The 13,453-nt window shown below is 56.8% G+C and carries 12 protein-coding genes; 10 read left to right on the top strand and 2 right to left on the bottom strand.

Annotation, left to right across the window (positions count from 1 at the left end; translation table 11 throughout):
- Nucleotides 1-9: 9 nt before the first annotated feature.
- The 5 genes from FHW16_RS10230 to FHW16_RS10210 all read left to right on the top strand — a co-directional run bounded on the left by FHW16_RS10230 (nt 10) and on the right by FHW16_RS10210 (nt 4,150).
- A complete protein-coding gene (locus tag FHW16_RS10230; RefSeq protein ID WP_182549105.1) occupies nt 10-342 on the top strand; it encodes an XdhC family protein in 333 nt (110 codons plus the stop codon).
- 9 nt (nt 343-351) lie between these two features.
- Entirely contained in the window at nt 352-1,065 is a 714-nt protein-coding gene (locus FHW16_RS10225) for an XdhC family protein (protein ID WP_182549104.1), read from the top strand.
- Nucleotides 1,062-2,681: an NTP transferase domain-containing protein gene (locus FHW16_RS10220; RefSeq protein WP_182549103.1), complete on the top strand. Its 1,620-nt coding sequence runs from the start codon at nt 1,062-1,064 to the stop codon at nt 2,679-2,681. Before FHW16_RS10225 ends, FHW16_RS10220 begins: the two co-directional genes overlap by 4 nt.
- A gap of 15 nt (nt 2,682-2,696) precedes the next feature.
- A complete protein-coding gene (locus FHW16_RS10215) occupies nt 2,697-3,575 on the top strand; it encodes an alpha/beta hydrolase family protein (protein ID WP_182549102.1) in 879 nt (292 codons plus the stop codon).
- Between the two features lie 128 nt (nt 3,576-3,703).
- Nucleotides 3,704-4,150, top strand: a complete 447-nt coding sequence (locus tag FHW16_RS10210; RefSeq protein WP_246711709.1) for a hypothetical protein — start codon at nt 3,704-3,706, stop codon at nt 4,148-4,150.
- 47 nt (nt 4,151-4,197) lie between these two features.
- Here FHW16_RS10210 and FHW16_RS10205 read toward each other — a convergent pair whose 3' ends face one another.
- Nucleotides 4,198-5,109 (bottom strand): diacylglycerol/lipid kinase family protein, encoded by a 912-nt coding sequence (locus FHW16_RS10205; protein ID WP_182549101.1) that lies wholly within the window; start codon nt 5,107-5,109, stop codon nt 4,198-4,200.
- A gap of 78 nt (nt 5,110-5,187) precedes the next feature.
- The gene (locus tag FHW16_RS10200; RefSeq protein WP_182549100.1) at nt 5,188-6,492 is read right to left on the bottom strand and encodes a glucoamylase family protein; all 1,305 of its coding nucleotides are present in this window, start codon (nt 6,490-6,492) and stop codon (nt 5,188-5,190) included.
- A 154-nt stretch (nt 6,493-6,646) separates the two neighbouring features.
- Here FHW16_RS10200 and FHW16_RS10195 point away from each other — a divergent pair, with 154 nt between their 5' ends.
- The 5 genes from FHW16_RS10195 to FHW16_RS10175 all read left to right on the top strand — a co-directional run bounded on the left by FHW16_RS10195 (nt 6,647) and on the right by FHW16_RS10175 (nt 13,368).
- Nucleotides 6,647-7,342, top strand: a complete 696-nt coding sequence (locus FHW16_RS10195; protein WP_182549482.1) for a fumarylacetoacetate hydrolase family protein — start codon at nt 6,647-6,649, stop codon at nt 7,340-7,342.
- A gap of 320 nt (nt 7,343-7,662) precedes the next feature.
- A complete protein-coding gene (locus FHW16_RS10190; RefSeq protein ID WP_182549099.1) occupies nt 7,663-8,145 on the top strand; it encodes a hypothetical protein in 483 nt (160 codons plus the stop codon).
- A 146-nt stretch (nt 8,146-8,291) separates the two neighbouring features.
- Entirely contained in the window at nt 8,292-10,952 is a 2,661-nt protein-coding gene (gene mprF, locus FHW16_RS10185; RefSeq protein ID WP_432652024.1) for a bifunctional lysylphosphatidylglycerol flippase/synthetase MprF, read from the top strand.
- On the top strand, nt 10,949-12,352 hold the full coding sequence (locus tag FHW16_RS10180; protein WP_182549098.1) for a virulence factor family protein: 1,404 nt from the start codon (nt 10,949-10,951) through the stop codon (nt 12,350-12,352). The genes mprF and FHW16_RS10180 overlap by 4 nt, the downstream gene beginning before the upstream one ends.
- A 137-nt stretch (nt 12,353-12,489) precedes the next feature.
- Entirely contained in the window at nt 12,490-13,368 is an 879-nt protein-coding gene (locus tag FHW16_RS10175) for a LysR family transcriptional regulator (RefSeq protein ID WP_182549097.1), read from the top strand.
- Nucleotides 13,369-13,453 lie beyond the last annotated feature (85 nt).

Below are 13,453 nucleotides of genomic sequence, written 5' to 3'. Positions count from 1 at the left end.
GACTTGGCCATGACACAACAAACCACGAGTGAACTCGATCCGCTGCTGACGGCGGAGCACTGGATGTCCGCCGGCCGCGATGTTGCCATTGCCACAGTCATCGAAACCTGGGGATCGGCGCCGCGCCCGGTCGGCAGTCATCTGATCATCGACGAAAAGGGTAATTTTGAAGGCTCTGTATCCGGCGGTTGTGTCGAAGGCTCCGTCATTGCCGAGGCGATGGATGTCCTCGCCAGCGGTGAACCGCGCCTGCTGGAGTTCGGCGTTGCCGATGAAACGGCCTGGCAGGTAGGATTGTCCTGCGGCGGCCGCATCAAAGTCTACGTCGAACGGCTGGGCTGAGGACGCATCGTGGATCCCTATTGCCTCAAGAAACTGAATGCTGAACGCCGGGCCCGCCGGGCTGCGCTGCTTCTGACCGATCTCGGCGATGGCCGTGACCGGGTGATCAAAGAGGGTGATCCGGTTGCCGGACAGTTGGGTGAACTGATTGGCAGGGCATTTCTCTCCGGCCGGTCCGGCGTTGCCGAGGTTGATGGACGCTCGTTCTTCCTCAATGTCCATCTTCCCCCGCCGCGCCTTGTTGTTATCGGTGCTGTGCATATCAGTCAGGCACTGGCACCCATGGCGAAGCTTGCGGGCTATGATGTGGAGATTATCGATCCGCGTACTGCTTTTGCCACGCCGGAGCGCTTTTCCGATGTGACACTTTTTGCCGAATGGCCGCAGGATGTGCTGAAAACCCGGCCGTTCGATGCCTATACAGCCGTTGCGGTTGTGACCCATGACCCTAAAATTGACGATCAGGCACTGGAAGCAGCCTTGAAAGCGGGGTGCTTCTATATCGGCGCACTTGGCAGTCGCAAGACCCATGGCGCAAGAGTGGAGCGGCTGCGTGCGCTCGGTTTCGATGATGCAGGCATTGCCCGTATTCATGCGCCGATCGGCCTCGATATCGGCGCGGCAAGTCCATCCGAGATCGCTGTTGCCGTGCTTGCAGAGGTCATCGGTGCATTTCGTGCCCGCAGCCTGCATACACCGCTAACACTGGAAAAGACCGCATGATTTTCGGCAGTACCCCCTTGGATATGGCGCTTGGAGCCATTCTCGCCCATTCAACCCACGCGGGCGCAGCGAAGCTGAAAAAAGGCCATGTGCTGACACAGGACGATATCGAGCAATTGCGCAGCGCAGGCGTTTCGGAAGTGACTGCCGCACGCCTTGAAACTGACGATGTTGAAGAGAATGCCGCTGCCCGGCAGATAACCGGTGTCCTGCAATGGTTCGGCATTCAGGCCGGTCCTGCATCCACGGGCCGGGTGAATTGCTATGCCGGAAGTGCCGGGCTTTTTACCGTTGACGCGGATCTCATCAACGCCGTCAATTCCGTTGATCCATCGGTGACGATAGCCACCCTCAAGCCTTTCGAACGGGTGGAGCAGGGACAGATGGTTGTCACCATCAAGATTATTCCTTTCGCTGTGTCGAAGACGGTTCTTGATGAAATCGAAACACTCGCATGCCAGCGCAACGCCTTTGGTGTTCACGCTTTTTCCGATACGCGCGTCGGCTTGATCCAGACCACGCTCGCGTCGGTCAAACCCGGGGTCCTCGACAAGACCACGCGCGTTGTCGATGCACGTGTTGCCGCCAGCGGCGGCGCCCTTATCGGAGAGTTGCGCCCGGCGCATGAGACAGATCCACTTGCCGCCTCGATCAGGCAGATGCACCGTAACAGCGATATTGTCATCATTTTCGGCGCATCGGCGGTCGTCGATAAGGATGATGTCGTTCCGGCGGCCATCCGGGCAGCCGGCGGAATGGTGCATCACATCGGAATGCCGGTCGATCCCGGCAATCTGCTTGTGTTGGGCGAACTGGACGGCAAGCCTGTCATCGGTGCTCCCGGCTGCGCCCGCAGCCCGAAGGAGAATGGATTCGACTGGGTGATTGACCGGCTTATGGCGGATATCCTCGTGACCAAGGCGGATGTGGTCGGGATGGGCGTCGGCGGGCTTCTGATGGAGATTCCCACGCGTCCGCAGCCCCGTGACCCGCGACCTCCCTTGCCAAAACCGACGGTCGCCATAGCGGTCCTTGCTGCCGGACGGTCGACCCGTATGGGGGGCGCCAACAAGTTATTGGCCACATTTGGCGGCGTACCGTTGATCCGCCGGTCGGCTGAATTGGCAATCGAGGCGGGAGGAGAGCCGGTGATTGCGGTCCTCGGGCATATGGCGAAGGAGTGCAGTGCGGCGCTGGACGGACTGCCTGTGAGCATCGCACTCAACAAGGATCACACCAGCGGCCTTGCGTCGTCGTTGCATGTGGCCATACGGCATGTGCCGCCGTCGGCAGATGGCGTGATGATCATGCTTGCCGACATGCCGGCGTTGTCTGCGCATGATCTGCAAACCATGGTTCGGCAATTTCAGAGCGTCGGCGGGCAAACAGTGGTGCGGGCAACGTTCAAAGGCAAGCGCGGTAATCCGGTGATCCTGCCCCGGTTCCTCTTCGATGAGGTTTTTACCCTCGCCGGTGATGTCGGTGCACGGCATCTGGTCGAGCGTGGCGATATTCCTGTCATTGATATAGAGCTTGGCGAAGCAGCTGCCATCGACGTGGACACGCCCGACATGTTGCGGCTGGCAGGCGGTACCATCGTGGAAACGGTGCGATAATCAGAAGGTGTTCATTTGATCCGGACTATTATTCTTGGCGCGCTGGCTGCCGTCTGTTTGTCCAGTGCAGCGTTCGCAACGCAGCTTGAGCCCTTCAAGGACGACATATTTGCCTATCCGGGTATCATGAAGTCATCAGATGGCGGCGATTACATCGTGGTCGACTACAATGAAATGCGCGATATCAACGGTCGCGATGAGATACCCGAGCTCCGGGTCAAACGGAAATACATCGATCTTGCGGCCAAGCGGATGCAGAAGGATCTGGTGGTAACGACAGCCAACGGTCCCATCAAGGTGATGGCCGCCGGGAAAATTGATCCGGGCGCGTCTGTCATCACCATCTATCTCCACGGACAAGGCGGCAACCGTCAGCAAGGTATGAATGATTTTACCTTTGGCGGTAATTTCAACCGCATCAAGAATTTGATGGTTCTCAACGGTGGCCTGTATCTCACCCCGGATTTCCACGATTTCGGCGACAGGGGGGTGGCGCAGATTGCCGGCCTGATCGCCTATTTCAAGTCCCAGTCACCGCAGGCCAAACTGTTTGTTGCCTGTGGTTCAATGGGAGGTTCGCTGTGCTGGGGGCTTGCACAGAATGCAGAGGCGGCCAAAAACATTTCCGGATTGGTCATTCTTGGCTCGTTGTGGGAGGATAAGTTCATTGGCTCGCCTTCCTACAAGAGGCGCATTCCCGTTTTCTTCGGTCATGGCAGCCGCGACCCGGTGTTTGGCATTGATGATCAGGAAGCATTTTACCAAAAGATACGCAAATCGGCGAAAGGCTATCCTGTCCGTTTTGTCCGCTTCGAGACCGGCAACCACGGTACACCAATCCGTATGTCGGACTGGCGTGGTGTTTTGAACTGGATGCTCACTGTTTCTCCATAGGATGCGATCTGGGGATTGTGGCAATAAAGTCCCATTGTGGCCGTTGTGCCACTAGACAAATGGTTAAAAGCGAATAGTTTCCGGCCTAATCAGACATTACCCTGCGATGAGACTTTGCGGAGAAAGCCATGCGCCTGCCTACCTCTATTCTAAGCCGGATTGCCCCCTTGGCAATTCTTGTTCCTTTGGCTGCATGTTCGACCACCGGCGAGCCCAGCGCAGGACCGACATTTGCGACATTTTCTCCGGTTCGCCCGCCGGTCAGCTCGGCTCTTGCGGAACCGTGCATCGCGGCGGCTGCGAACAAGTATGTTCTATCTGAGCGGAATATCCGCGCAGTTGATGAGCGTGCGGTCGGTGCTGGTGTCAATGAAGTCAGCCTCAAGGTTGATATTCGCGATGCACTCTGCACCGTTACCGACAAGGGCAAGGTTCGCTCTGTTGTCGATACAATGCCGAAGAGCGCCGATCAGGTTGCCGCAGAAGAAGCTGCCGCTACCAAGAAGGCTGCCGGTGGCACCGCCGATACGCCGGTCAAGAAATCCAGGAAGAAGCAGGTTCAGCAGCAGGGCTGATTCTTCCGCTTTAATAACGGGACGGCGCGGTGCAAGCTGCGCCGTTTTTATTTGGATGCTGGCGGGGCGGGAACCAGAACCTTCAATTCACCCGCATGAATCTTGATCGTTACGTCCCGCTCCAGCGGAATAAGCTCGCCATCTATCGTGGCTTTGGCCCGGCGATGAAGATGCGGAAAATGCAGATCAACCTCCTTGGCCAATATTTCGTTCACGTCGTTGTTCTTGCGCCAGGAACCCATGAGCACGGTTGCCGCCAGTTTGGTCACCGAAAGGGGTGAAAGCCGCTCGGCGATGTAAACGCCCAACTCACCGCGATTCACGATGTCGGCTATCGGCAACATGCTTTGGCCATAGGGATTGTTGGAGATGGAAATTGCGGATACCGAGCGCTCTGTCGGTGCGCCGTCGATGGTCATACGCACGGCGAAGCGGGGCGGGCGGCCGATAGCCTTGGCAAAGGCCCGCATGCTGGCCAGGCGCTTGCCCCATCGAGAATTGAATTCCAGTGTGTTGCGCAGTTTGATCATCTGCGGCTGGAAACCGATCGAGAACTGATGGACGAATGTGCGTTCATTGGCGGTTGAGATATCAACGTGTTCAACCGTACCGCTGGCTAGACTTTCCAGTGCGGCATGCAAATCGAGTGGTATTTTCAGCGAGCGGGCGAAGAGGTTCATGGTTCCCGCAGGCAAGACCGCGAGTGGTACTCCGGCTTTCCAGGTAACGTCAGCGGCGGCGGAAATCGTTCCATCCCCGCCGCCTGCCATCAACACCCGATCATCATCTTTCGAAGCGGCATTCTTGAGGGCCTTGACGATATCCTTGCCAGCTACGCTCTCACTCTCGAAGGTATGTCCATGTTTTTCAAATATTTCTTTCGCGTGTAGGGCGAATGCCTTCATGTCGGTCGTGCGGAATGTACCGCCATCGCGGTTGAAAACGGCATGAATTTTCATGAATGGTCCCCGATGGCAGAAATAATCACGGCGAGCCAACCAGATATGACCGGCTCCTTCGAATGTCGCAATGCGCAATCAGGCCATTGGTTCCATTATTGACTGTGCAGAATCGACCAGATGCGGACTGGTGAAGCCGAGTTTTTGCAGTCCCTGGCGCACTTCCGGTGCGCTCATGAAGAGGCTCCACAGCAGGCCGGTCCTGTGGTTTTCGATCATCGAAATCACGGGGCCCTGATCAATACCGAGATAGGTTCTGGCGAACCATCCACTGTTCGGCGAGAATGCATCGACAAAGCCGAAACGCCCCCAGACCTTTCCCCGGGGCAGTGTGAAAAAATGTCGAAGGGCATGCATGGCTTCGTCAGGCAGATAGGGCAGACTGCAAATGGAGGCGGTCGGCGCAATCAGACCAAAATCCGACGCGGGCGAACTGGCAACGTAGCCTGTGGGGCCGTGGCTTGAGGTCAAGCCCCAGCTGTCGGGCCCATAGCCACGGTAGCCGTGGGGATTTTCCACGCAATGCGCGTAGTTGATGCGTACATGGTTGCGGTTCTGCTCCCAGTAGTCCGCATAGCGGTCCGATAGGCCGCGTGGATCAAGACCACAGAACGAATAATGCGCAAAGAATAACGGACCGCCGTAGTCCGGGCCGAGGGGCAGGTTTATGCCATAATAGTCACGCCGGTTGATGAACTGGCTGCCGGTGGCAAACCCTTCGTGATAGATGTCAGCTTCAATGCCGTGTCTGGGGGCACCAGCTGCCAGGACATAGGTAATGAGCGCTTCGTTCCAACCGCGGATCGGCACGTTGCGGGCAAAGTGGTAGCGAGGGCTGTGATGCCAGTACAGGACCTTTTCTCCGTGCTTGATATGCGCTGTCCACTCCACCGCATGCCAGAGATGGGTTATCCGGTCGCGCATAGCCGTCTCAGCCGCTGACGCCGCAGAAAAATACTGCCGCACACAAAACAGACCCTGAAACAGGAATGAGGTTTCGACCAGATCGCCGCCATCGTCCCGCAGGGAAAACGGAATGGTGGACCCGTCGGCACCGTTGAAGAAATGCGGAAACACACCGTGATAGCGCTTGGTGTGTTCCAGGGCGGTAAGCATTGTCTCGATACGGGTAATCGCCGCCGGACGCTCGATCCAGCCCCGTTCGATAGCCACCAGAATGGCCATGAAGCCAAACCCGCTTGCGCCCGTTGCCACGAGGTCGTTGTTCGGATCGGCACTTTTGCCGGAGCGGTCCCTTGCAAGACCACTTTGCGGATGAGCGCCTTCCCAGAAATACTGGAAGCTGGCCCGCTGAACCTTGTCGAGCAAAGCATCATCTTCGGCGCCGACGCCTGTTTTTCCGTGCACGAGTGTTTGATCCATAAAGGCTGAATATTCCTGATACAGGGCAAAACGGCGCTACACTTGCCGGAGTCTATCCGGTATTTGTCTCTTCTCTATACCATGTGTAGCGTGATCGTCAGCTTGCCAAGGTCAAAGTCGATCAAGGCGATCAATCTCGTGTGAAAGGCCCATGATGCAGAATGATCAATTCCTCTTCCAGCCCGTTTCCCAGCCGGTTTTGCGTGTGAACGGGTCGGATAAGCTGTTTCCCGTCCACCGGATTTACTGTGTCGGCCGAAATTACGCCGATCATGCCATTGAAATGGGCCATGACCCGAACCGTGAACCGCCGTTTTTCTTTCAGAAGAACCCGGACACGCTAATAACAGGCAATGGCGACTTTCCCTATCCGTCCGGCTCCAATGACGTGCATTACGAGATGGAAATGGTGATCGCACTCGGAAAGGGCGGAACGGATATTGCCGCCGGCAAAGCACTTGACCATGTGTTCGGCTATGCGGTCGGGCTCGACATGACAAGGCGCGACTTGCAGGGCGAGGCAAAAAAGCTTGGGCGTCCGTGGGAAGTGGGCAAGGCATTCGAGGCCTCAGCGCCATGTTCGGATATTGTTCCGGCGTCAAAAGTCGGTCACCCGTCTTCAGGTGCAATCTGGCTCAATGTGAACGGTAAGGAACGCCAGCGCGGTGACCTCAGGCAGTTGATCTGGAACGTTCCTGAAACGATCGCCTATCTCTCGACATTGTTTACGCTTCAGGCGGGGGATCTGATCTTTTCGGGAACGCCAGCGGGTGTCGGTGCCATCGTTCGGGGTGACGAAATGCACGGCGGTGTTGACGGCATCGGCGAAATTCGCACGCGTGTTGTTTAATATCATGGTTGGTTCGTTGCATTCAATTTGCCAGCGAAGGGAAACTGTTTCGCCGCTTTGCTCGCAAAAAAGTGCAAAATAAATTTTGAACGCTGATCTGCCGGACGGTGCTTCGGTATACCCCGCAGATCAGCGTCAAAAGGCTCGAAATGGCGCCGCAGGGCCTTATGTTTGACAGATTTGTGTCTCTTTATTGATGGTGTTCCGGCTAAGCAGATTCCTTTGACACAGTTATGAGAAAATCGGCTGTTGTCTTTGAAATCAAATGGTCTATTTAAGATTCTGATTTCCTCGAACCAGACCTCAAGAGCGCCCGTTTTATGAACCACCGCATTCTCTTCGGCTCCTATCCGATCCCGCGTTTTGCCGGGATTGCCAGCCATAATTTTGTGGTTTGGACGGATGAGACGGGCAGGCCGCTTTATGAAATCAATGGCGGTGCCGCCAATTCGGACGGCAGTTTCAACTATTGCGCAATCCGGGGCCGGCTGACCGCTGTCATCACCGACTATGCCAGCCGGGATCTGGTCTATTGCCCCGAGTTCTATGTGCGTCCGACATCGCGTACCACACTGTTGCTTGAAGGCAATTATACCGCCGTTGCCACGCGGTGGCGCGCTGCGGTTGATGTCGCTGCCCGCATCCGGGCTTCCGGTCTTGGCTATTCCTTCCTGATTCAGAACAGCAATTCAGTGGCCACGGCCATTGCGCAAGGCATGGGGCTCACGCCGCCATCAGCAGCGGTGGGACGCGTACGGGCTCCGGGATCGTATCGTCACCTTGCCTTGGATCGCGCCGCCTAGTAGCACAATTCATCATAATGAAATAACAAGCAGGACAATGCACTCGATTTTGGTGTGCCCAAAGTTGAGTGTTGCCGTTGTTGTGGCATATTGACGCCATTATTGCGGAGCTTATCGCGCCTGCCAAAAATCATGGTGGTTTTGGCATCTACTGGAAAGACTGTTCATTGATCTCGGACCCTTCCACGTCACCGGTTCACAGCAACGAGAAAGCGCTGCAGCAAATCAATGCGCGCTCTCAGCTCAAACTGCCGTGGGGCAAGAAGACGAAATCCGCGCTGTTTACCTTCATGGGTGTCGGCGTGGCTGTCCTTAGCCTATTGGTGTTGACGCATCTGTCGGGCGAAATTTCCTTCCGTGCCGTCAAGCATTCGATCCACGCCATACCCAATAGCACATTGCTGCTGGCGTTGTTCTTCACATTTGTGAGCTTTGCTGCGGTTGCGCTTTATGACGTCGTGGCTGTCGAAACGATCGCGCCCAAACGCGTTCCCTACTATATTTCCGCCATGGCGGGTGCGGCGGGCTATGCCATCTCCAACGCACTCGGCTTTTCCCTGTTGACCGGCGGTGCACTGCGTTACCGGGTCTATGCGGCTGAAGGCATTAACGTCGCCGATATCGGCAGGATTATCGGTACATCCTGGCTGGCGATCTGGTTCGCCTTTACTATCATGATTGCCGTGGCGCTGGTCATCGATCCCACGCGTATTCCATGGATTGTATCGTTTGGCCCGGATCTGGACCAGTTTATCGGTGCGTCCATCCTTGTGGCTGTCGCCATTCTGCTGGTCTGGCTATCACGCCGCGAACGCACGCTGAAGGTTGGCCGCGTGTCCGTCCGCCTGCCATCGTCGCAAGGTGCCATGCTGCAGATCATCGCCGGCCTGGTTGATGTAGCCGCCGCCGCTGCGACGCTCTACGTCCTGATGCCGCATGGAGCCGTGGGAAGTATCGCCGCTTTCGCCCTGATCTATGTGGTGGCTGTCGCGCTTGGTATCATCAGTCATGCTCCCGGAGGTATCGGCGCGTTTGAGGCCACGATGATCGCGGGTCTTGGCATTGGCCGCAATCCCGATGCCATCGCCGCACTGCTGACCTACCGGGTGATCTATACCCTCATACCGTTCCTTCTGGCCGTCATCGGTTTTGTTATCTCCGAAATATTGCGTCGTCGTCACCTGATCGCAGGGCCGACAATGCTGGCGGTGCGGGTCTTTGAAACGCTGATACCACCGCTTTCGGCCGGCATTGCCTTTCTCGGTGGTATCGTGCTGCTGATCTCGGCCGTCACACCTGATTTCAGCCGCCGGCTCGAGGTTCTTTCCGACTTTGTACCCATGCCGTTTCTGGAGATGTCACATCTCGGCGCGAGCTTCGTTGGTTTGGCCCTGCTGATTGTGGCACGCGGCCTTGCGCGGCGCCTCTGGCGTGCCTGGGTCATGGCGGTTGTTCTGTTCAGTCTGGGTGCCGTTTTCTCGCTGGCCAAGGGACTGGACTGGGAAGAAGCATTGGCACTGACCTTGATGGCCGGGGTTCTCCTGCTGTTTGGCGACTCCTTTTATCGCAAGCCGATGGGCGAAAGCTTCAAACTGACGTGGGGTTGGCTGGCCAGCATCGGCACCACGGCTTTTGCTGTCCTGTGGCTGGGTTTCTTCGCCTACCGCCATGTGGAATATGCCAATCAGTTGTGGTGGGAGTTTGCCTGGGATGCACAGGCGTCACGGTTCCTGCGCGGCAGCGTTGTGGTTTTGACTGTGCTGGCGGCAATCACCGTCAACACGATCATCAACGGCGTCGGACGCGGCAAGCTGCGTGCTCAACCAATTCCCGAAGAAGTACCTGACCTGGTGGCACAATCGCCGCGTGCATCCGATGCGCTGGCGCTACTGGGCGACAAGCGTTTCCTTCTGGACAGTAAGGGGCGCGGTTTTGTCATGTATGCCCGCTCGGGGGGGAGTGTTGTGTCCATGGGCGAACCTGTTGGCAGCGATGATTGCGTCGCCGAACTTGCCTGGGCGTTCCGAGATATGGCGGACCGTTCCGGCTCGCGTACTGTTTTCTATGGGGTTGGGCCGGAGCGGCTGCCCCTGTTCCTCGACATGGGCCTTACCGCGTTGAAGCTGGGTGAGGTTGCCCGGGTGGAACTCGCCGACTTTTCGCTTGAAGGCTCGAAGCGCCAGCCCTTGCGGTACGCGGCGCGGCGTCTGGAAAAGGAAGGGATTTCTTTCGAGATCCTGCCAAAAGATCAGACGCCCGGTGTGATGGATGAATTGCGCGAAGTGTCCGATGCATGGCTGGAAATGAAGTCGGGCTCCGAAAAGCGCTTTTCGCTTGGTTCATTCGAAACGGCCTATCTCTCGCATTTCGATGTTGCGGTCCTGCGCAAGGAAGGTGCCATCGTCGCCTTCGCCAATGTCTGGCGCGGGGCAGGGCAGAAGGAAATCGCTGTTGATCTCATGCGGCATCGGCCGGATGCTTCCAGCGTGATCATGGATGGCCTGTTTGCCAATCTGCTGATGGCTGCCAAGGCTGAGGGCTATCAGTGGTTCAATCTTGGAGCAGCGCCGTTATCAGGCCTTTCCGACAGCCATCTTGCCTCGCGCTGGAACCGCATCGGTTCTTTCATCTACCGGCGCGGTGCCGAATTTTATCGATTTGACGGATTGCGTGCGTTCAAGGATAAGTTCGGCCCGAAATGGACTCCCTACTATCTGATTTGCCCCCCAGGCCTTGCCACTCCACGTTCCTTGATCGATGCAACGAATCTGGTGAGCGGCAGCCCCTTCGAGGTCTTTAAACGATGAAATTTCTACGCAGGCCCTATCTGTATCTTGTTGCTGCGCTTGTGATCCTTAGCATCATACTTTCGTTTGCTGCCGGATATCTCCCGAGATTTGGCTTCGGGACGTCCGGACGCATCCTGGTCACATCCGAACGCCTCAGCGATGTGCCATTGCTGCAACCCAGCATCAAGCCGACCGGCATTGCCATTCTTGTGTCGCAGAAGGGCGGTATTGCTGCCGATGACGAGGCGTTGTCCAAGTTGCTGCTCGACCGGGGTTTTCTTGTCCTGATGGTCGACCTGGAAAGATGGCGTCAGCAACTCAATCAGGATACGGGCGAATGCACTTACTTCGTCTCTGATCTTGAGGGTATTGCGAAGGAGGCTCAGCGGATGATTTCTCTCGATACCTATATGCATCCTGTGGTGATCGGCATCGGTGAAGGCGGCGTGATGGCTTATGCATCCGTTGCCAATTCTCCGGCGGCAACGCTGGCCGGGGCCGTTGTTCTTGATCCATCCGTTGCGCTGGCCACCAAACTGCCGTCCTGTGAAGGTGCGGACTTCGAGCCGGTGGCCGGGCAGGGTTTCAGTTATTCCTATGATGCGGATCTGCCCAATCCAGCAACCATTGTTCGCGAGAAGCCCGATCCAGCGCCGTCAGGCCCCGCAACGCCCGGTTACTTCAAGGCGCAGGAAAAGCTGGCAGCATCAAAGCCCGAACGCATGCAGATCGCGGCCGATGCGGCGGTGGAAATAGCCAAGGAAGATGCTTCGGCTGACTCGCTGCCCATCGTTGATATTCCAAGCAGCAGCGGCCCGGCAAAATATCTGGCGGTCTTCTTCTCCGGTGATGGCGGCTGGCGCGACATCGACAAGTCGGTCGGCGATATCATCGCCAAGGAGGGCGTGCATGTGGTCGGTGTCGATTCGCTACGCTATTTCTGGTCGGTCCGCAAACCCGAAGATATTGCCAAGGATATCGGCCGCATCATCAAGAAGGCCGATCCCACCAGCAAACTGCCCGTGGTCTTGCTGGGCTATTCCTTTGGTGCGAACACTGTGCCCTTTGCGTGGCCATTCCTGCCGGATCATCTGCAAAAGCGCATTGCAATGGTCGGCTTGATCGGCACCGAAGAGACCACGCCGTTCCAGGTTTCGGTCGGCGCCTGGCTTGGCCTTGGCGGCGACAACGAAGTGGCACCGGCTGTTGCCAAGCTGCCGCCCGAAAAGGTGTTGTGCGTCTATGGTACGGAAGAGGATGATACGGCCTGTACCGATCCGGCACTGAGCGCGGTACAGAAAATCCTGTTGCAGGGTGATCACCACTATGACGAGAAATATGACGCGCTGGCTGCCAAGCTGATGGAAGCCATGGGGACGCGTGCGCCTGCGACTGCTATCCCGGCTCCAGCAAAATAATATCGACAGCAGACAATGATGAAGGGGCTGCCGAAATGCAGCCCCTTTCTTTTATCCGCCCCAAATTTAGATCCTGCTGTTGTGGCCAATATGTGTAATCTGCCAAGGCAGTTGTCGAATCCTTGCAGAGATCGTCCATGACGCTGGATCAGTTACGCATCTTCATAGCGGTCGCCGAGCGCGAGCACATCACGCATGCTGCCGCGGCTCTCAACATGACGCAATCGGCGGTGAGCGCGGCCATTACAGCGCTTGAAAGCAGACACGGTATTACATTGTTTGATCGGATCGGGCGTTCCATCGTGCTCAATCAGACCGGCCGGGTTTTCCTGAAGGAGGCCGTGGCTGTTGTGGCGCGCGCCAAGGCGGCAGAAGCTGCCCTGGCCGACTTAGCCGGTTTGATGCGCGGTGAACTGTCGATCATGGCGAGCCAGACCATCGCGGGTTACTGGTTGCCTGAAAGGCTCGGTGCATACAGGAAGCGCTATCCGGGCATCACGCTTGATATCCGGATCGGCAATACCAAGCAGGTGGCGGAAGCCGTCGAAGCCAGCGAGGCTGAACTCGGACTTGTAGAAGGCAAGGTCGACCACAAACTTCTGTCGAGCAAGATCATGGCAATGGATGATATGGTCATTGTCGTTGCGGCAGGGCAACCCTGGGCGGCACATCGGACCGTGGGGGCAAAGGATTTCAGGGATGTAGCCTGGGTGCTGCGTGAGAAAGGTTCCGGTACTCGCTCCGCTTTCGAACAACTGCTGGGCTCCGTGGGGATGGACCTCTCCATGCTGGATATCGCCATGGAACTGCCTGGAAACGAGGCGGTGATTGGCGCTGTCGAGGCTGGTGTGGGCGCAACATTGATATCGCGCAGTGTTGCTTCTTCCAAATTGCGCGCAAAACTATTGCGCGAGGTTGCTTATCCCAGCACACCGAGACCGTTTTATCTGCTGCACCATCGCGAGCGGTACTACAGCAAAGCCGCCGATGCCTTTGTGTCTCTTGTCGGCGAGTAGAGCGAAATCATTCGTTTTTATCGAATGAATTGACAATTTTAATGCGTTGGAATTGATGAGTCCAAGTTTGTTAGAGATGTCCTGC

The organism is Phyllobacterium myrsinacearum (assembly GCF_014138285.1).
Classification (GTDB): domain Bacteria; phylum Pseudomonadota; class Alphaproteobacteria; order Rhizobiales; family Rhizobiaceae; genus Phyllobacterium; species Phyllobacterium myrsinacearum_A.
Note: the sequence above shows the minus strand (reverse complement) of the source record. Positions and strands in the feature narration are given on the sequence as shown.